The 20,219-nt window shown below is 39.9% G+C and carries 16 protein-coding genes; 5 read left to right on the top strand and 11 right to left on the bottom strand.

Going from position 1 to position 20,219, the window contains the following annotated elements; translation table 11 throughout:
- Nucleotides 1-2 precede the first annotated feature (2 nt).
- From TEGAF0_RS13405 to TEGAF0_RS13390, 4 genes are read right to left on the bottom strand one after another with little or no spacing between them, the layout of a single operon-like run.
- A complete protein-coding gene (locus TEGAF0_RS13405; protein ID WP_264898988.1) occupies nt 3-1,571 on the bottom strand; it encodes a hypothetical protein in 1,569 nt (522 codons plus the stop codon).
- Nucleotides 1,571-3,442, bottom strand: a complete 1,872-nt coding sequence (locus tag TEGAF0_RS13400) for a glycosyltransferase family 2 protein (RefSeq protein ID WP_264898986.1) — start codon at nt 3,440-3,442, stop codon at nt 1,571-1,573. Before TEGAF0_RS13400 ends, TEGAF0_RS13405 begins: the two co-directional genes overlap by 1 nt.
- A gap of 27 nt (nt 3,443-3,469) precedes the next feature.
- Nucleotides 3,470-5,491: a cellulose biosynthesis cyclic di-GMP-binding regulatory protein BcsB gene (locus TEGAF0_RS13395; protein ID WP_264898984.1), complete on the bottom strand. Its 2,022-nt coding sequence runs from the start codon at nt 5,489-5,491 to the stop codon at nt 3,470-3,472.
- A 17-nt stretch (nt 5,492-5,508) separates the two neighbouring features.
- A complete protein-coding gene (locus TEGAF0_RS13390) occupies nt 5,509-6,879 on the bottom strand; it encodes a sensor histidine kinase (protein WP_264898982.1) in 1,371 nt (456 codons plus the stop codon).
- A 51-nt stretch (nt 6,880-6,930) separates the two neighbouring features.
- On the opposite strand from TEGAF0_RS13390, the gene TEGAF0_RS13385 reads away from it, so the two are divergent.
- From TEGAF0_RS13385 to TEGAF0_RS13375, 3 genes are read left to right on the top strand one after another with little or no spacing between them, the layout of a single operon-like run.
- Nucleotides 6,931-8,010 carry a glycoside hydrolase family 5 protein gene (locus tag TEGAF0_RS13385; protein WP_264898980.1) on the top strand — a complete coding sequence of 360 codons (1,080 nt, stop codon included), beginning with the start codon at nt 6,931-6,933 and terminating at the stop codon, nt 8,008-8,010.
- Nucleotides 8,011-8,052: 42 nt separating this feature from the next.
- Nucleotides 8,053-8,949 carry an ABC transporter ATP-binding protein gene (locus TEGAF0_RS13380; RefSeq protein WP_264898979.1) on the top strand — a complete coding sequence of 299 codons (897 nt, stop codon included), beginning with the start codon at nt 8,053-8,055 and terminating at the stop codon, nt 8,947-8,949.
- An 11-nt stretch (nt 8,950-8,960) separates the two neighbouring features.
- Nucleotides 8,961-9,788 (top strand): ABC transporter permease, encoded by an 828-nt coding sequence (locus tag TEGAF0_RS13375; RefSeq protein WP_264898977.1) that lies wholly within the window; start codon nt 8,961-8,963, stop codon nt 9,786-9,788.
- On the opposite strand, the gene TEGAF0_RS13370 is transcribed toward TEGAF0_RS13375, so the two are convergent.
- A complete protein-coding gene (locus TEGAF0_RS13370) occupies nt 9,735-10,718 on the bottom strand; it encodes a TIGR01777 family oxidoreductase (RefSeq protein ID WP_264898975.1) in 984 nt (327 codons plus the stop codon). The two genes, TEGAF0_RS13375 and TEGAF0_RS13370, sit on opposite strands and share 54 nt — an antisense overlap.
- Before the next feature lie 132 nt (nt 10,719-10,850).
- Here TEGAF0_RS13370 and TEGAF0_RS13365 point away from each other — a divergent pair, with 132 nt between their 5' ends.
- Both TEGAF0_RS13365 and TEGAF0_RS13360 read left to right on the top strand, forming a co-directional pair.
- On the top strand, nt 10,851-11,285 hold the full coding sequence (locus TEGAF0_RS13365) for a hypothetical protein (RefSeq protein ID WP_264898973.1): 435 nt from the start codon (nt 10,851-10,853) through the stop codon (nt 11,283-11,285).
- A 14-nt stretch (nt 11,286-11,299) separates the two neighbouring features.
- Nucleotides 11,300-12,154 (top strand): IS3 family transposase, encoded by an 855-nt coding sequence (locus TEGAF0_RS13360; protein WP_264898971.1) that lies wholly within the window; start codon nt 11,300-11,302, stop codon nt 12,152-12,154.
- Between the two features lie 67 nt (nt 12,155-12,221).
- On the opposite strand, the gene ftsZ is transcribed toward TEGAF0_RS13360, so the two are convergent.
- From ftsZ to TEGAF0_RS13330, 6 genes are read right to left on the bottom strand one after another with little or no spacing between them, the layout of a single operon-like run.
- Nucleotides 12,222-14,114, bottom strand: a complete 1,893-nt coding sequence (ftsZ, locus tag TEGAF0_RS13355; RefSeq protein WP_264898970.1) for a cell division protein FtsZ — start codon at nt 14,112-14,114, stop codon at nt 12,222-12,224.
- 39 nt (nt 14,115-14,153) lie between these two features.
- Nucleotides 14,154-15,554 (bottom strand): cell division protein FtsA, encoded by a 1,401-nt coding sequence (gene ftsA, locus TEGAF0_RS13350; protein ID WP_264898968.1) that lies wholly within the window; start codon nt 15,552-15,554, stop codon nt 14,154-14,156.
- The gene (locus TEGAF0_RS13345; protein WP_264898966.1) at nt 15,551-16,378 is read right to left on the bottom strand and encodes a cell division protein FtsQ/DivIB; all 828 of its coding nucleotides are present in this window, start codon (nt 16,376-16,378) and stop codon (nt 15,551-15,553) included. The genes ftsA and TEGAF0_RS13345 overlap by 4 nt, the downstream gene beginning before the upstream one ends.
- A 24-nt stretch (nt 16,379-16,402) precedes the next feature.
- Nucleotides 16,403-17,773, bottom strand: coding sequence for a UDP-N-acetylmuramate--L-alanine ligase (murC, locus tag TEGAF0_RS13340; protein WP_264898965.1), 1,371 nt, complete (start codon nt 17,771-17,773; stop codon nt 16,403-16,405).
- Nucleotides 17,770-18,861 (bottom strand): undecaprenyldiphospho-muramoylpentapeptide beta-N-acetylglucosaminyltransferase, encoded by a 1,092-nt coding sequence (gene murG / locus TEGAF0_RS13335; RefSeq protein ID WP_264898964.1) that lies wholly within the window; start codon nt 18,859-18,861, stop codon nt 17,770-17,772. The genes murC and murG overlap by 4 nt, the downstream gene beginning before the upstream one ends.
- Nucleotides 18,854-20,209: an FtsW/RodA/SpoVE family cell cycle protein gene (locus TEGAF0_RS13330; protein WP_264898963.1), complete on the bottom strand. Its 1,356-nt coding sequence runs from the start codon at nt 20,207-20,209 to the stop codon at nt 18,854-18,856. The genes murG and TEGAF0_RS13330 overlap by 8 nt, the downstream gene beginning before the upstream one ends.
- Between the last annotated feature and the right edge of the window lie 10 nt (nt 20,210-20,219).

Below are 20,219 nucleotides of genomic sequence, written 5' to 3'. Positions count from 1 at the left end.
GCTTATCTAATTGAATAAACAATCCAGTTTTCTGTTTCAAAGACCCGGTTGGACCTTAGGTTCAACCGGTCTTTCATTACAACCATATTGTACGCGTTCATCGCTGTAAAATTGTGCTTTAGATTGTGCCGCTTAGCAATTAAAATGTACTCTACTGACAATGCAGGGTTTTCAATTACTGTAATAAAATTCTTCTGTAATGGCATTACCAAACCATCTAAGGTTGGTAAATAAGCTACCACACCGTATGCCGCCGCATCATCAATCAACACAGGTCTGGAAGGAGATTTAACAGAAGCTATATAATCGGCTAGCTGTTTCTCTTCTGAATCCTTTTTAGCAGAAAACCATTCCGATGTGTTCGTTACCATTTTCACAAAACGTTGTTCTTCAAAATCGGATGTTTCACTAAAATAATAGAAGCCACCAATTAACGTAAGAAACGTACCAACCAGAATAATAACTGATGACATAAATCTGTTTAGTTTAACCATACTGGCAAAACTAAATGCAACAAAAGCCATTACAGGTATCAGTACATAATACTCGATTGTCATGTAAAATTGAATATCAATCATTACGATGGATACAAATATCAAAGGAGTAAATAAGGTTAGTAATTCATACAGTTTCCCCTTGAACAACATGAGCGCAGAAAGAAAAATAGGAGCAAGTAAAACAGTAAACAATGGAAAAATAATCTGAGTCTGTTTATTCAGGTTATCTCCATATCCCCTTTCTAATATATTGGTAATGGATGAGACCCCGGTAACCCTCCAGTTAGAATACTGAGAACTTAAGAAGTAAGTAGGATCGCCTGCATGAGATTCATTCAAAACACGGAAAAGGAAAATAGCCGCCAATGGCAATAGATACAGAATAAAATACAGGGAAACCGTCCTGTTCACCAGTTTACGACGAAGTGACCGATTGTTCAGCGCCTGAAAATATTGAAAGACCACTGGTTCTCCCTTGGCAGTTTTAATCCCTTCAATCCCTACCAAAACTACAAAAGGAAGAAAGCCCAGAATTAACCAGAGAAATTTTACTTCAGAGAATATCAATGCACCTAAATACAAACTTGCAAGTGATAAATAGTAAGTAGTCTGGTTTTTATAATAAAAGAATAAACTTCTAAACAGCATGTACGTGAAGAGCATGATTGCTGCAATGTTTCTTCCGCTTGTTGCCGCAAAAATAAACTGCGGATGAACCAAGAACAAAACTAGCAAAGCAAACATCAGGGTACGCGAAGGCAACTCAGAGCCGTTGATGTCTTTGGCCATAAAGAAAAACAGGAAAGACATCAAGACAATGGAAGAAGCCACCGGCGCAAATAAATACCCGAAAGGAGTAAAAAGAATATTGATTAAAAAAGAAGTTGTAGGAAAAGTTGTACCGAGGGTTAAAAGCGTATTCTCGTTATACTCAAATAAGAGCTTTAGTTTTTCGGCATAGAACAATCTTTCTGAGTGTTCAAATCCAATTCTATTAAACAGCCAGGCCAGGATCACATAATAAATGACCAGCAGCAAAGAAATAATCCGTATTTTCTGACTACTAAATTTCATTAGGTTTCATTGGCATTGGCTACCACGGTTGCAGCAGCGGATGAATGAGATACTTTCGTTAATCCATGATTGGTTTTTTCCCAGTAAAATGGCTTATAAATCAACTGCCATAATCCTTTGTACGCTGCAATAGAGTGCATTAACCAATAAAAAGGATTTACAAGGGCAAACAATATCAACTCATAAAATCTGCGCTTAAATACGGCTAGCATATTTACATAAATCATCAATGTATTCCCTGCCACAAAGTTGAAAATAGAAATATACAATACCCAGTCAGGGAACAAAACGCGAACAGTCTGCAAATCAAAAACAAGGTATACAATATAAAATCCAAGCAATACAGGATACAATAAGAAAGTAATAGGAGTAAAACCTACGAAGAAGTTGAATCCGAAAAATCCTCTCCATCCAATTTTACCTACCAGTTTGGCAGGATTTCGCATATGCACTAATAAGGTTTGCATATACCCTTTAATCCAGCGAGAGCGTTGACGAATCCAATTAAATGGCTCATTGTTGGCTTCTTCTAAAGTAGTACTATTTACTACACCCACTTTATATCTTTTCTCAAATACGCGCACCCCTAAGTCGGCATCTTCTGTAACGTTAAAAGGATCCCATCCACCCAGTTCCTTCAGTTTGTCTAATTTAAAGTGATTCGATGTACCCCCCAATGGAATCGGAACGTCCAGTGATTGAAGTCCCGGCAACATGTAATCGAACCAATAAGAATATTCCAAAGTGAACATGCGGGTCAACAGGTTCTCATTCTTGTTAAAATAGTTTAAAGCTCCCTGCAATACCACATAGTCTTTGGGAAGCTTTCTGAATAAAGTCACTACTTTTTTTAATTGATCTGAATCTGGAACGTCTTCTGCATCATAGATGGTTAAATAGGTTCCTTTGCAAAAGAACAATCCGTAGTTACAGGCTTTGGGCTTTGTTTTTGGCATGTGGAAGGGAACCACAATCGTTTCAAAGTTAGCCGGAAAATCCAGGTTACGTACGGCATTCAGGGTTTTATCATCGTCTTCTTCAATCAGCAATTTAACGTCGAGCTTTCCTCTTGGATAATCCAGGCTTCGAAGATTCCAGATTAATTTACGAATCAATTTATCTTCCTTATAAACTGGCAAAAGAATCGTGTAAACAGGAAGGGTGTCACTCTGAACAGCTTTTACTTCTTCTTTGGTAACCACTTCCACCAATTCGTACTTAGACCCTTTTAATGCGATGTATAATTTAAATACAATAGAAAATAAAAAGACAAAACTGAAAAACAGGTTAAAGAAAATAAAGCTGTTGACAAAATTGTAAGTCAATAAAATGAAAGCGATGGCGATGGCAATAAAAATAAACACCAACTGCGCATCTGTAAAAGTAGTTAGTCCAGAACTATCCGGATCCTTGCGCATCAAGCTAAACACCGACTCTTTTACATAATACTCCCCTCTTAGCTTGTGCACCATCCAGGTAATATCCAAATCGGAAGCTGCAACCAGTTTAATCTTAGAATTAAACTTTACTTCCAAATAGCCCTGAAGTCTTTCATCCATTGGATCGGCAGCCGCCACAAGTAAATTACCTCTGCCATCATTCCGCATTGGTAAATATAAAAAAGCGTTCAGGTGCAGCAGGTCACATTGCTCTACAAAGCTTTCATCTAAAACTTCGTTACGAACGTCAACCAGCGGAAAACCTGAACGCTCTAGAAAAGCTACATAAGCCTTACGGGTAAGGTACCCGAAATTCAGTGCAGCTTTAATTTGTGCATAGTCAAACTCATCAGCAATCACATCAATTTCTTCCAGTTTGGCCGTGGTAAACAAGCCCACACTAATCATATTATTCAAGGCACAAACAGGCATAGATGCTACGGATTTTTAAGAAACCAATTATACAATCTCCTGTGATTTTTTCACACGCTTTCTGATGAAGAAGAAGCCAAGTACCAATAAGATACCCAAACCTGCCAGCATAAAATACTTATACTTATTCCAAAGCAGGGCCATATTGTTTTTATCGCCTCTATAGGTAACCAATCCAGCATTGTCAGGAAGCTTAAAGAAGAAGTTACTCTTACCCTTACTGTTGGCAATACATACGTTACTTTCAATAGCAGAGTACTGAGAACCAAAGCTCTTGATTACTCCTTCGAATGCATCACTAATACTAGAGTCGCCCAATGCACTCACGAGCAGGAAGGTAGAACTACCCTGTCGGAAAATTTGTGCGATACCAGAATTAGAGAAATCATTAATTGAGTAGGAAGTTTCTCCACTAATATCTTTATACAACTGGAAATCTCTATTGAACTGTACGGGTAAATTCTTTTCAAAGTTCTTGATCAAAGGATCGTTTCTGTGCAATAATGCAATGGCATTCATATTTGCCATATCATTCAAATTGGCTTTGTCAGAAGTTACCAACTCAGGAATGAAAAGGTAGTTGGCAGCCAGGGTTGCTGTGTTCAACTGGAATACCAATTCACCCAGAGACGGCGCCAGATAAGGCATCAAGCTTGGGGTAACAATACAACGAAGGGCTTTCTTTCTGAACTCTCCTGGATAGTTAAAGAAGTTATAGAACTCATTTACTTTTTCACCGGAGAAAACAAGATTAGACGTTTTAGTATCAATGAAACCAAAGAAGTTAGAGAAACCTTCCTTACAAATACCACCCTGTCCATGGAAACGCATTTCCACCACCAGTGAGTTATTCTTTGTAAGCAAGTAGGGTTTCAGCTCAATGTCTCCATTGAAACTGGTTTTATCGTGTAAGTCGGTACTGAATACCAAGTTATCATTCAGGTAAACGTTTAAGAAACCACGGTCACCCTCTTTCAGCAAGGAAAGCATGGCTTCCAGGTGAAAAGTAAGTTTCTTAGGAATGGCGTTGTAATCGGCCAAAGAGAATGCATAGTTGGTTTTTAATGCACCAATACCTTCCATCAACTTAGGCGTACCTCCCAGTTCTTCCAGTGAGAATACCACGGGTAACTGATTCTTGTCAAAGTACGCCGGCTGTCCTGCATCTACCAACATGGTGTACGAGAAACTACCGTTGATAATCTTATAATTCGTGAGTGTATAAATTGCTTTTTTATATCCCTCCTGATCTTTGCCCGTAATCACCAACACATAATCACCATTGGGGAAAATACAATTCTTGATAAGCCCCTGACCGTTTTTAAATTCAGGCAACTGAGACTGAATATAAGCAGGTAGTTTGCTGTATAAACCAGTTACAATAGTAGTTCCAACTGATGAGTCTGTATTTCTGAAGTTATTGGTAACAATATCTTCCAGACCACCCTTCTGCTTTAATAAAGCAAAAAGAATAGCACCACTGGTTAAATCATCCAGGTCTGCATTTACAGGTGTTGAAACTGAATTGTATTCAGAAATGGTTTCTTTTAAACTATGATAGTAAGTAGCACGATCTTGTTTAATTACTTCTAAATAAGAAGAGTTACGGATGGTAACCCAGATAGCCGGATTGTCCACGTCTTTACAATATTCGTCGGACATCGCCATCTTGGCATCAATTCTCAACTTAATAAAACGACCGTCTTCCTGAACATATCTTTTATTCAGGGGGATTACAATCGTCATTACAGAGTCAATGGCGTCTGCCACCAATCGGGTGGTATATACAGGCTCGTCTTTTAAAGAAACGGTAATGGTAGACATGTCTTCTCTTAATACTTGAGAAGGCTTTACCTGCAGCACTAAGTTCGTACGGTCAACATCGTCTCTTGGCTGTAGTTTAAGGAAATAGGAAATTGCACCATTAATCCCCATGATGGATTCATTCCGGTAACCCATTGCTTCCAAAGAGCGGGTCTTGAAATCCTGGGCAATAATACTACCAGCTATTAGCAGGAAGAGTACGAGCAGGGATGATTTTGTTTTCATGATTTCGGGTATTTAAACTAAGCCAGTTTGAATTTGAGTTTAAAATAGTTTCCAACTGTCACATTGCTTTCGTAAGTCAGCGAACCTCCCATGTCTTCGGTTAGCTGCTTAGCAATAGAAAATCCCATGCCTGAATGGTTGATGGCCACATCAGACTGGTTAGGATTGGTTAGTCGGCTAAAATATTCATCCAGTTTTTCCATTCCGATAGGGTTGTTTGTCTTATTGATAATCTCAATAATACAAGCCCCGTCAAGGTCATTGGCATGAATACTAACCGAAGAACCCTTTTGGATAAACCTAATAACGTTAGAAAGTAGCTTAAATAATATATGACGTAAAAATATTTTGTCAATATTGACCATTACTTCGGATGGAGAGAGGTGAACCTGAAGGTTAACCTGCTTAATACTGGCTGCATCTACCAGGGTAATGGCCGCTTTTTCAACTTCCGGAATAATATCGAATTGCTCCATCCGGTAAGTAATTTTACCCGAATCGGCTTCTGCAGACTCAGCCAATTTCTGACTCAGGTAGTGCAGTTTTTCGTTACCCATGGTGATATAACTCAAAATTTCCTTCTGATCAGAAGTAAGGTTGCTGCTCTTTCTGTTAATCAGGTCAATGGAAATCTGATTAGACCCGATAAAGTTTTTCAGGTCATGGATCATGATGTTCAATGTATTCTGGCGGTAGTCACTCAATTCTTTTAACCGACGGTTCTTCTCTTCAATAATATGGTGCTGGTCATTAATTTTTTCGTTCTGTTCCAGTAGTCTTCTGTTAGACTCTTCAATAATCAGGTTTTTCTCTGTTTCACGCTTTACAATCTGGTAGCGGTTATAGGCAATAACAATAGAAAAAATAGCTACTAAAAAATATACCCCACCACCATTGGAAATCAAGCTGGCATAGCTGGCTGTTTCATTGTTCAGGGAGTACATGAACAAGATAATGGTGAAGGATATTGCAGCATGCAACTGCGCAAACAGGGGTCTCCAGAATAAAATGGTATTTAATAACAGCATCATGATAGCTGCCAGCAAATAGTAAGGCAAACCAGTAGTCACAGGAACAATTCCACAAATCATGGAGACCAATGCAATATTTATACCTACGACTAAGTTTAATATCAATTCATAGCCCCATCTTTTTTTGGTGCCGAAAATGTAAAAGAAATAAGAAATGGAAAAGAAGATAATACGGATGACCAATAAGAACATCCAGTCTTCTTTCATGAATAAAACATCCAACAACCAAAACAAAGGAAGTGAAAACATTAAGGTCCACACAGCCACATTCGCATAGTAAGCACCCCGCTTTACCAGCTCGTTATTTAGCTTGGAGCGGTCTATATTTACATAAGGGATCCGATGGTAATCAATCATGGGTACTTAATATCTGCTACTGATAAAATATTAATCATTTAACTGTAAAACGTGTTGCGAAGAACTTTAGTACTCATCAGTTGCTTTTTCCTACTGGAATCAGCCCCGGTTTCCGCTCAAAATCAAGAAGCACTCCGCAAGATCTCCCTCTCTTTGGGTCAAGGGGTGAATATTTCATTGTTAGAACAATACTGGGCCAACCAACAACAATTGCTAACAACTGAAATTCGCCCGATGCTGGAATCAATTGCCGCTGCCGGATTCGAAACAGTTCGTTTGCCGGTGGCTTTTGATTACTTCATGAGGGAAGGATCCACCCAATTAAACGAAGCAATTCTCCAAAAATTGCATGACACCTATATGAACTGCCGGAGATTGAACCTAAAACTGGTAATTGTTTACCATTATGGTAAGTTAACCGACCAGAACAAGGAAACTGAGGCGGACAGGATTATTCAGATCTGGAAACAGGTGATTCAATACTTAAGGGAGTTTTCCAGTGAAAAACTGTTTTTTGAACTTTACAATGAACCCATAAGCAGTGCTGAAACCTGGAAACTTACAGCCAATACTATTATCAAAGCACTCAGGAAAGAAGACCATGATCGAATATTCATTATTGGAGGAACCAACTACAACGGTATTAATGAGCTGTTGGCCATGGGCAAACTACCAGTAGACGACGGAAAAATCCTGTACACTTTTCATTTCTATGAGCCTTACGTTTTTACACATCAGGGGGCAGATTGGACCAAGGAGAAAACTTATATGACCGGACTGCCCTATCCTTTTCGGAAAAGAAAAATGCCGGAACTGAAAGACGCGGCACCCGATTCAGAAGTAATAAAAGAGTTTGAGCGGTTCCCAAGGGAAGCGAATTACAATTATTTATACAGCAGAATTAAAAGAATAAAAGCAGATGCTGATAAGCTGAATTTACCGCTTATCTGTACAGAAACGGGGGTTATCAATTTAGCGAATGCCAAATCAAAATCTACTTATCTTAGAGATATCACGCGTTTAATGCAGCAGTTTGAAATACCTACCATGCTATGGGATTACAACGATAAGTTTGGTATATTCAAAGACGAAAAAGTAATGAAGCAACTGAAGAACTGGCTGAAAGACTAATGTCTTACGATTAACTGAGGCAGTTTGCCCAAAATAAAAATGATGGAAAAAGTATTGCAATTAATGGAGGTAAGTAAATCTTACGGTGCCGTCAAAGCATTAAAAGGAGTTTCCTTATCCATTCCCAAAGGCAGTGTATTTGGTATTTTAGGTCCTAACGGAAGCGGCAAAACCACACTCATGAGTATTGTCCTAGATGTGTTGGGAGCAGACTCGGGAACTTACCAGTGGTTCAATCAGCCACCCAGTGCCGATGCCAGAAAAAGAGTGGGCTCTTTGTTGGAGACCCCCAATTTTTATCACTATTTGTCTGCAGTGGACAATTTAAAAATTACTGCAGCCATCAGTGGAAGGGGATCAGATGCAGACATAGATGCTGTGCTAGAGATTGTAAAACTCACGGAAAGAAAAAAATCAAAATTCAGTACGTATAGCCTGGGCATGAAACAAAGACTGGCCATTGCGGCTGCCTTGCTCGGCAATCCGGAAGTGTTATTGCTAGATGAACCCACTAACGGTTTAGATCCCGTAGGAATACTGGAAATAAGAGAATTGATTAAACGATTGGCCAACAATGGCATCACCATCATTATTGCGAGCCACTTATTGGATGAGGTAGAAAAAATTTGTTCGCATGTTGCCATATTAAAAAGAGGAACGCTGTTAACCAGTGGGCCGGTGGATGAAGTGCTAAGCAATGAAGACATTGTAGAAATAGGCTCAGCTGATGTTGCAGCACTAAAAGCATGTCTAGCCAATATGGAACAGGTGTTGTCCATTAAGGAAGACAACAACCGCTTACAGGTTCACTTTCCTGCCGGAACTGCCAATATGGAAGCAGTGAATCAATTCTGCTTTAACCATGGCATTACACTCAATTTCCTTTTAAACAAGAAAAAGAGTTTAGAAAGCAAGTTCTTTGAACTTACCAACGACTAAAAACATACACAATGGGCGCACTGATAAATATAGAATGGTTAAAAATAAAAAAGTATCCCGCTTTTTGGTGGATGCTGGTCATTGTAATGCTGACTTATCCCAGCATCAATTACATGTTTTATAATGTGTATCAACAAGTAACACAGGGACAGGAAATGTCTAACAATATTGCTAAAATGTTATTGGGCAATCCATTTGCATTTCCGGAAACCTTTCATACGGTTGCCTATTTCTCTTCCTTCTTTGTAATTCTGCCGGGCATTCTGGTAATCATGCTTATCACCAACGAATACAACTACAAAACCCATAAGCAGAATATTATTGACGGATGGAGCAGAAAAGAATTTATGACAAGCAAGCTGATTGATGTAGCCATCATTTCCTTTGTGGTCATGTCAGTGTATATGCTGGTTGCCATGGGATTTGGCCTGTATGCAGATCCTGATAATTTGGGCAGAATTGCGGAACAACTGCATTTTATTCCCATGTTCTTTTTGCAGACATTCGCACAACTATCTATCGCTTTCCTACTTGGCTACTTAGTAAAAAAAGCATTTATTGCCCTGGGTATTTTTGTATTCTACTATCTGGTTGTTGAAAATATTCTAGTAGCCTATTTAAAATATAAAAAGATCCCCATCACCCGTTTTTTGCCAATTGAAGCTTCTGACAATATATTGGTAGCGCCAGCATTCACTGGCAATTTTGGAAAAGACTCTAAAGAAGCTTATCAGCTGGCCATTACACTTGTAGGAGAACAAGTGGTCATCACCTGCTTTTACACTTTACTTATCTGGCTGATTTGCTTTAAAGTGCACAGCAAGAGAGACTTGAACTAAGTTGTCCAGTGCTTTTTCAATAGTGGGATATTGAAAAGTGTATCCTGTCTGCTGTATTTTTTTACTGCTTACAGTAGCACTCTTTAACACTTCAATACTCATTTCGCCCAATACTATTTTGAGTACAAAAGCAGGAACATAAAAAGGAATAAAGAAAGACCCGCAGATTTTTTTGGCAAGGGTTAAAGTGAGTTGCTTGTTATTAACTGGATTTGGCGCAACGGCATTGTATACACCCTGCAGCGCGCTGTTTTCAATAGCATACATAAATTGATAACACAAGTCATCAATATGAATCCAGCTAATCATTTGTTGGCCATTACCTAAGATGGCGGCGGTTTTAGCTATTAGTGGTTTTTTAAATTCTACCAAGGCTCCACCGGCATTGCTCAATACAATACCTGTTCTTAGAATCACCAATCTTTTATTCATAGCAGCAACAGGCGCCATACTATCTTCCCACTGTTTACAGGTAGTTCCCAGAAAATCTGAATAAGCTGGTGCATCTTCTGAAAAACCAGGATTATTGGCGGGATCAGGACCGTACCAGCCAATAGCAGAAGAACTAACTACCGCCTGTACTTGATTCGGAATTTCTTTTAACGCTTTTACCAGTAAATTGCCAGACTGTATTCTGCTATCTGCAATTTCTTTTTTCCTGGCAGTAGACCATCGCTGATCAGCCACTCCGGCTCCAGCCAGATGAACAATAAAATTTGCCTCCCGAATAGCCCATTCATCAATGGTCTGATTGGCTATATTCCATTGAGCATATCGCAGATTCGTATTTGCATTACCGGTTGTATCAACCACTTTTTTATGATTGCCCCCTCTTCCCACAATGATAACTGAATATCCCTTGTGCATTAATAATTCAGTCAAACGAGTGCCCACTGTTCCCGTTCCACCGGTAATCAAAACCGTTGCCATATGCTATCTTTCTATTATAACAAATATATATTTAAAAGGTTTGCAGCAAAAAAAGCCCCACTCAAGTAAAGTGGGGCATCCGAAAATATAATGGTGTCTCGTCCTAGTATATCGATACACAAAATGTAAAATATGCAGGACAATCAAGAGAATCAGTATGTTAAGCGAAAACAAAGTGATTACCCTTTGTCGCTAAAATTAGAGATTATTCAAGAAATTGAACGCGGTAAACTATCCACTAGAGGGGCCATGGTCAAGTATGGGGTGCAATCTAGGGCAACTATTATTGCCTGGTTAAGAAAATATGGGAACTTTAACTGGGAAAACCAAACTCCCTCGTATATGCCCAAAACCCCAGAGCAAAAGCTGCTCGAGATGGAATTAAAGATTAAGCTTCTGGAAAAGCAAAAAGCTTTTTTAGAACATCAAGTAGAGCAGGCAGATAAAAAAGCCATGATTTTCGATATGATGATCAATTTGGCAGAGAAAGAATATAATATTCCAATAAGAAAAAACTCCTCACCCGAACAATCGACCAATATCGATCAGAAAAAAAAGAAACGCTAACAGCTACCTGTGCGTTGTTCGGGTTAAGCAGACAGGTCTATTATCGCAGAATTAGGGCTACCAATAAAAGAAAGACACTAGCTCAGGAGGTAATTGATTTAATTGTTCCTATACGTAGAAGAATGCCACGAATTGGCACAAGAAAATTGTATTTCTTACTAAAGCCTAAATTGGAACTACTTGGAATTGGTCGAGATAAGTTATTTGCCATTATGAAAGCCAATCACCTAGAAGTAAAGCCTGAAAGGAGTTACAGGATAACAACTTTCTCTCACCATAGGTTCAGAAAGCATAAAGATCTGGTAAATGGATTATTTATCACAAGACCAGAACAAGTATGGGTGTCCGATATAACTTATATGCAATCTGCCATTGGACACCACTACCTTGCATTGGTTACGGATGCCTACTCAAAGAAAATAGTTGGGTATGACCTATCGAATAATTTACAAACGGAAGGGGTTTTAAGAGCAATGAAAATGGCTATTAAAACAAGAAAATATCGAGAAGCAGTACTCATACATCACTCAGACAGAGGCCTACAATATTGCTCCAATGAATATCAAAGGTTACTTAGTAATCATAAAATCACTTGTAGTATGACGACAGACTCTGACCCCTACTCAAATGCCATAGCTGAAAGAGTCAATGGAATCATTAAAAATGAGTTTTGTATCGAAAACTACAAAGTTGACCTAACTACTCAACAGCAAATTATTAAAGAAACCATTGACATCTATAATCAAGAAAGACCACACTATTCTTGCTCCTATTTAACCCCCAATCAAATGCATTGTCAATCTAAACTTCCTATTAAAACCTATAAAAACAAAAAAGGTAGCAGGAACGCTCCTGCTACCTTTGAATAAACTACTTTTATACTTTAATAACCGTATCGGTTATTTAGGACGGGTCATGGTTGGGTTAGTAAACAAACTAGTCAGGCTTTTTACCATCCAGGAAAGTGTTGATGGTATTAATCTGCGTTTGGTTATTCTCATCCTTCCCTACTGTGTACTTACTATAAAAGTTTTCTACAGAAGTTAAGGTGTTGCCAAACAATTCCATATTTCTTCTTACATAAGCAGGAACAGCATCAAACTCCCCATTTAAATCAGAAGAATTATTCATGTTAAAGGAAAGGTTGCGCAGCTTTTGAATTCTTTCTGCCGCTCTTCTTTTCTGTTCTTCTACATCGTCAAAATAATCACCGCTGTTATCAGCAGATTCATTGGAAGGTGCAGCACTCATAGTGGCCTGAGGAGCACTATACCCTTCTGGTTTTTCAACCAGTTGCATGTCAAACAGATTCGCTTCCTCTTCAACAGGAGGTGCTTGTGGCACAGACACAACAGGAGGCACTTGCGGTGTAGCAGGCATTTCTGATGCGTAAATATTGGCAGGCTTACTTAAAGCAGAACCTGTAAAAGTAGAATGAATAGCAGTTGGAATAGGAGGAAGTTTCTCTTCAACTTCTTCCTCAAAAGTATGCACAGCAGGAGGCGTCTGCATCACTGGCTCAGCTGGAGCTAAATCAAAAACGATAACAGGAGAAGCAGTTGAAGGCATTTCCAATGTCTCGTAAATTTTTTCTGGAGCTGGAGTGGTTTCTGCAGGTGTTGCAGGTTCAGGATTCACCGTTGGTTCTTCTGCAACAAAAGGAATTAGACTCTCCGCAAAAGTTGCTATTTGTTCCTTTGCAACTTCAACAACAGGAGCAGGAGCTGGTTCAGCTATAAACGCATCCTTGGTTGCAGTAATAACACCTGTTGAAACAGCTGGGTGATCTACTTTCAAGGTCATCACAATTTTTTCAGGTTTGGCCTCTTCCTGCTTCACCACTTCTGGTTTTGCAAAAGGATCTTTTTGTTTAAATCCAGTAGCCACCAATGTGATACCAATCTTTTTATCAAGGGTATTATCATAACCCATACCTACAATTACATCGGCATTTTCACCGGCCTGTAAACGTAAATGGTTGTTGATGATTTCCAATTCATCCATGGTACACTCGTGTTCACCTTCGGCGCTATTAATATTGATTAAAATCCACTTGGCACCTTTGATATCACTATCATTTAGTAATGGAGAAGACAATGCTTCTTCAATAGCCAACTGCGCACGATTCTCTCCTTCTACTTCGGCTTTACCCAAAATAGCAACGCCACCATTTCTCATAACGGTACATACATCCGCAAAGTCTACAATGATATGTCCACGGCTATTAATTACATCGGTAATACATTTTGCCGCAGTAGCCAATACATTATCTGCTTTTGAAAATGCTTCCTTCATTTTCAAATTACCATACTGCATGCGTAACTTATCGTTGCTAATAACCAGCAATGTATCTACATAAGGCTCTAATGCCTTAATACCTTCTTCTGCTTGTAACTGTCTGCGCGGACCTTCAAAACCAAAGGGAGTGGTTACAATCCCAACAGTTAAGATTCCTAAGTCCTTACAAATTTGCGCAATGATTGGGGCACCACCCGTTCCGGTTCCACCACCCATACCTACCGTAATGAATGCCATTTTGGTATTCACTTCCAGTATACGTTTAATTTCTTCCAGCGACTCTTCTGTGGCACGCTTACCTACTTCAGGATTAGCACCGGCACCAAGGCCTTGTGTTAAATGGGGTCCTAACTGAATTTTATTAGGCACTTTACTTTGCTCAATCGCTTTGGCATCGGTATTGCAAATGATGAAGTCAACCCCTTCAATGTTTTGTTCGAACATGAAGTTTACGGCGTTGCTTCCACCACCACCAACACCCAGTACTTTGATGATGGAAGATTTTTGTTTAGGAAGATCAAAATGAATCATAGTGGACGGTTTGGGTTAGTAGGGATTAAGGTTCGAGTTTTATCTTATTACTTGGTCTTCTTCTTCTTTGAATAATTCAATCAGGTTGTTTTTGAATTTGTCCCAGAATTTAATGCGTGGGCCCATATCAACTGTTTTCTTTTGTGCTTCAGCAACAGCTTCATTTTGAGGTGTAGCTGCAACTGGTGCTTCAGGCGTTACTTCTACTTTCTTCTTCAGATTAGCAGGCACTTCCAGTTTCACAAAACGCTCTTTGAATTCCTTGTGATGCTGATCGTAGTCGTTGTATCCTTTTAAGATCAAACCAATACAAGTTGCATACATAGGCTTATTCAACTCATCAATATGATTGGGAGCTAGGTGTTCGTTAGGCAGACCAATGCGGGCGTTTAAACCGGTAGCATATTCTGTTAACTGAATCAGATGCTTCAACTGAGATCCACCCCCTGTTAAAATGATACCACCATTCAATGCACGGGAGTCTAATCCAACCTGCTTTAAATGATAAGTAACAAAATCAAGGATTTCACTCATTCTTGCTTGAATAATTTGAGCAAGACTCTTTACACTGATTTCTTTCGCAGGCATTCCCTTTAAACCAGGAATGGTAATGAAGGAGTTAGTTTTTGCTTCGTCAGCCAAAGCAGAACCAAACTGAACCTTCATGGCTTCCGCCTGGGTTTTTAAAACGCCCAGACCTAAGCGGATATCATTGGTAATATTTTCTCCACCAAAAGGAATAACGGCAGTATGTTTTAAAATGCCATCATAAAATACAGCCAAATCAGAAGTACCACCTCCAATATCCAGGATGGCAACACCTGCTTCCATATCCAGTTCACTCATTACCGCACTAGCAGAAGCCAAAGGCTGTAAAACAAGATCTTTGGTTTGTAAACCACTTCTGGTTACTGCACGATTGATATTGCGGATAGCATTTCTGTCACCGGTAATAATATGGAAGTTTGCTCCCATTTTTACACCATTGTATCCAACAGGATCCTTAATGTACTGGTTGCTGTCTACGTGAAAATCCTGTGCAATCACATCAATGATCTGGTCACCTGCAGGAATAAATGTTTTACGCTGGTTGTTGATTAGCTGTTCTACTTCAGCTCTGCTGATTTCAATATCTGCGTCCTGGCGAACAATATCACCTCTTGTTTGCAGGCTCTTGATATGATGACCGGCTATACCAACATATACTTCATTGATTTCTAAATCGGGATTGCTCTGTGCACAATTTTCCAAAGCGGCCTGAATGGCTTTAATGGTCTGGTCAATATTCAACACCTGACCATGTAGTACACCACTGCTGTTGGCGCGACCAAAACCAAGAATTTCTAACTTGCCATATTCGTTTTTGCGGCCGGCAATTGCGGCAATCTTGGTGGTACCAATGTCCAGTCCAACAATGATAGGTGCTTCATTGTGATTCATAGAGTATTTCTTTTACTTGTTAACGGAATTTGAATCGATATATTGTTTTCTGCTACTACATTTTTTGGTGATTCTTTAATAGCTACTACCTGCCCCTTATATTCTAGGCTGATAATTTTATATGTATTTATTCCATGCTGCAACCAGGCTTTTTGGTAGAAAGCTTTTAACCGGTGGAGCTTATCCGCCGCCAGTGAAGAGTCGCCAAAAGCAACCAAGTGTTCTCCTATCACAGGAATCATTTCAAATTTTTTATTGGCAACAATATCTACTTGTGCTATTTGTGCGGTCAAAAAAGAATCGGCATTCATTAAACGGGAAAGTAAAATGACAGACTGCAATAAAGTGGTATCTAGCTTTTTGCTTGCAGGATAACCAGTGAACACAGGCACTCTGGCCGTAAGCTTTGTACTCAGGGGCATTCGGTTCATGGCCGAATCAATATAGTAAGACTGTCCATTGGTTTCAAAAATTCGGGCTATGGGTTCTCTCTCTACAATACTTACTTGCAAAACCTGCTGGTTATCAAAATACATTTCGGCATTGTTCACCCAAGGATTTTTCTTTACCTGCATTTCTAGCCTACGCAAGGGAACCGAACGCATAGGACGACCCGTTACCGGAGCGGGGCTGTTAACCAATTGCAAAACATCCTGCTCATCAATAAACATATGTTTTTCTGCCCCTCTTATTTCAACCACAACCCCTTTCAATTTTCGGTTGTTTTTCTGGCGGATGGAAGCACCCAATAACACCACTACCCCTACGGCAGCCAGTGCCCAAAGTGTAATGATGAATATTTTTTTCCAGTTCAACTTTTTCATGGGTGGGTTCTAAATGATTTTACATTAAATAAGCGGGTGATTTAATAGGATTTCTTTTGCAGGATTTACTAGGGTATCGATATCACCGGCACCAGCCATTACCAGCAGTTCTGGTTGATTGGCTTTTACCCAATCCAGGAACGCTGGCTTATCCAAAACCTGCTTTTGATTCAGATGCATATTGTTTAGCAGCATTTCACTGTTTACGCCTTCCATGGGCAATTCTCTTGCCGGATAAATGGGTAACAAAATCACTTCATCAGCCTGGTCCAGTATAGCTGAAAACCCAGCTGCCTGATCCTTTGTTCTGCTGTATAAATGCGGTTGAAAAACCAGGGTTAATTTTTTATCAGGGAAAATGCTGCGAACACCAGACAACAATGCCTTCAACTCATCCGGATGATGCGCATAGTCGTCAATCACAACATGCTCAGGCGTATTCATTGCATATTCAAATCTTCTGCGAACTCCTTTATAATCGGCAACAGCAGCAACAATTTTTTCAGATTCAATACCCAATTGTTTGGCAACCGTAATCGCAGCAATCATATTGTCAATATTGTGCAGGCCACCCATATTCAGTACTAGGTTGTCAATAGACCAATCAGGTGCCTGAACGCCAAAATGATACACACCATTCACTACTTGTAAATCTTTCACATGTATATCCGCCGCCTCGTTTTTATGATCATAGGTAAACAAGTGATCTGCCCGTAACTCGGCGGCTCTGCTCAATCCATGCTTGGCAACGATGGTTCCGCCCGGTTTTAATTTTCCCGCAAACTGAACAAAAGCATTCTCTACTTCTTCGGCAGTACCATAAATATCCAGGTGATCCGGATCCATAGAAGTAATCACTTCCACATTCGGTGCCAACTTCAAAAAACTGCGATCGTATTCATCAGCTTCCACCACTACTACATTTCGTTCATGGCTCCAGAAATTAGTATGATAGTTGGCAGAGATCCCACCCAGAAAAGCATTGCAACCATAGCCGGTATGACGCAACAAATGAGCGACCATGGAAGTAACAGTTGTTTTACCATGGGTACCTGCCACACAAATATTGAAACTGTTTTCGGTAATCCATTGCAGAATATCACTGCGCTTCATTACCGTAAAACCATTGTTGATAAAATGATTCAATTCTTTGTGGTCTTTAGGAATAGCAGGCGTATACACAACTACATCAGGGTGCTGTGGCGCCAAAGCTATATCATCGGTGTAGTGAATATTTATTCCTTCCTTCTCCAGTTGATTCGTCAACACCGTAGGAGTTTTATCGTAACCACTCACTTTGGCGCCCTTCGACAAAAAATAGCGCGCAATGGCACTCATGCCAATGCCGCCAACGCCAATGAAATAAATGGTATGTATAGTAGTCAATTTACTCATGACAAGGATTGTATAATTTCTTTAGCAACAAATTCTGCAGCATTGCGCAAAGCCAGTTTGCGAATAGCCATTTTCATCTCTTCCTGTTTCATCACTTCTTTCGAAAGTGCTACCACTTCTTTAACCAGATCAGTTTTTGCTTTATCATCTTTTACTAAAATAGCAGCACCATTGTTCACCAATTGCATGGCATTGGCTGTTTGATGATCTTCTGCAGCATGAGGAAAAGGAACCAGCACAGCTACTTTACCTGTGATGCACAATTCGGTAACCGCCATGGCACCAGCACGGCTAATAACCATATCAGCAGCAGCATATCCAAATTCCATTTGGGTAATGAATTCACCTACCCATACATTGGCATATTTGGCGGCAGCATTTTTATAGACTTCACTATTGGTTTTACCCGTTTGCCATATTAATTGCAAATCGTTGTTGGCAAAAGCATCCAGTTGCTCCATCAATGCATTGTTAATGCTGGCTGCACCAAGGCTACCTCCAACTGCAAGAACAGTAGTCTTGTTCGGATCAAGTTGAAAGAAACGAAGTGCATCTTCGCGCTGAATAGCATTACGCACAATGTTTTCGCGCACCGGATTGCCAGAGACCAGTATTTTTTCTGCCGGGAAAAAACGCTCCATACCAGGCGTCGCTACAAAAATTTTCGTAGCGTTTTTTCCCAATAGCATATTGCTCTTCCCTGCAAAAGAATTGGCTTCGTGAATAAACGTAGGTATACCCTTACTTTGGGCATATTTTAAAACAGGGAAAGTAGAATAACCACCTACCCCAATCACGGCAGTTGGTTTAAAGGAAGAAAAAATACTTCGCACCTGCACAAAACTCTTTACCAGTTTCCAGGGAAGAGAAATATTCTTGAGTAGGGAACTTCTGTTAAAACCTGCAATATCCAGCCCTTTGATTTCATAGCCAGCTTGCGGCACTTTCTCCATTTCCATTTTTCCTTTGGCGCCAATGAATAAAATTTCAGAACTGGGCTGCACATTTTTCAGGGCGTTGGCAATGGCAACAGCTGGAAAAATATGACCACCAGTACCCCCACCAGCTATGATAAAACGATTAGGCATTCGCGTGCGGATTTTGGTTAGAAGAAAAACTTTCGCGATTCACCAGACCCGCCCCCCCTTCGGGGTTTTCGTCCACAGGAGCCACCCCTGTTTCCAGCGGCGCTTTTCCTTCAAGCTGCTCTACGTTGCGACCCACACTTAACACAATACCAATGGCTGCACAAGTAAACAGGAAGGAAGAGCCACCCATACTTACTAGTGGAAGGGTAACACCGGTTACAGGAACCAGATTCACGTTCACGGCCATATTAGCTACAGCCTGAATTACTAAAGTAAAACTTAAGCCCAACGCCAGAAATGCCCCGAAGGCATAAGGGCATCTTCGGAAAATATTGATGCACCGGAACAGGAACACCAGATAAATAAATATCATGAAAGCACCACCCAGGAGTCCGTACTCTTCTATAATGATGGAATAAATAAAGTCATTATACGCTTGCGGCAAAAAGTTTCTTTGCTGACTATTGCCCGGACCCAGCCCAATTAAAATACCACCATTCGAAATGGCAATTTTTGCTTGTTGCACTTGATAAGGTATTTCGCTGTCTTGGGCATACATGAAGTCCTGTACCCTTTTTACCCAGGTACCAAATCGACCCACCGATTTCATTTTTTCTGCTGCAACCGGTTTGGCAATATCTTCTGTTTTCTTTCCGTCATAGGTAAGCACGGCCACTGTTACAATGAATGCTACAGGTATCATTGCTACCATGATGGTCAATAAAATATGTTTAAAACTTACCCTGCCAATAAACATGAGCAACAAAGAAGTGGCTCCCGTTAACAAAGCATTCGACAAGTTAGCCGGCATAATCAACGCACAAATAATGATAACAGGCGTAACCACCGGAATAAATCCTTTTTTAAAGTCCTTGATAACTTCCTGCTTCTTGCTCAGCATTTTAGAAATGTACATGAACAAAGCCAGCTTGGCAAAGTCACTGGTCTGAATAGTCAGGTTGATGATGGGCAATTTAATCCATCTACTACCCTCGTTAATTTTAGCACCAAAGAATAAAGTATACAACAACAGCGGAATAGAAACCAGAAACAAGATGGTGGCTACCCGAGAGAAAAAAGTATAGTTCACCCGATGCAAAAAGTACATGATAATCAAACCCAGTATAGAGAAGGAAAGCTGTTTGAATAAATAGATATTGGTGTTGCCCTTATATGTTTTATAGGCCAGCGATCCGGTGGCACTATACACTACCAGAATTGAAATAAGAGACAACAACAATACAATACCCCAGATATATTTATCGCCACGGGTGCGGGTAAGCAATTGCTTGCGTACACCTTCTACCGAGGGGATTTGAGAAAATAGGGTATCTTTTATTTCGGACATAGTTTTTCCT

Origin of the sequence: Sediminibacterium sp. TEGAF015 (genome assembly GCF_025997995.1) — a bacterium.
In the GTDB taxonomy this organism is placed as follows: Bacteria; Bacteroidota; Bacteroidia; order Chitinophagales; family Chitinophagaceae; genus Sediminibacterium.
This window is presented reverse-complemented; position numbering and strand designations above follow the sequence as displayed.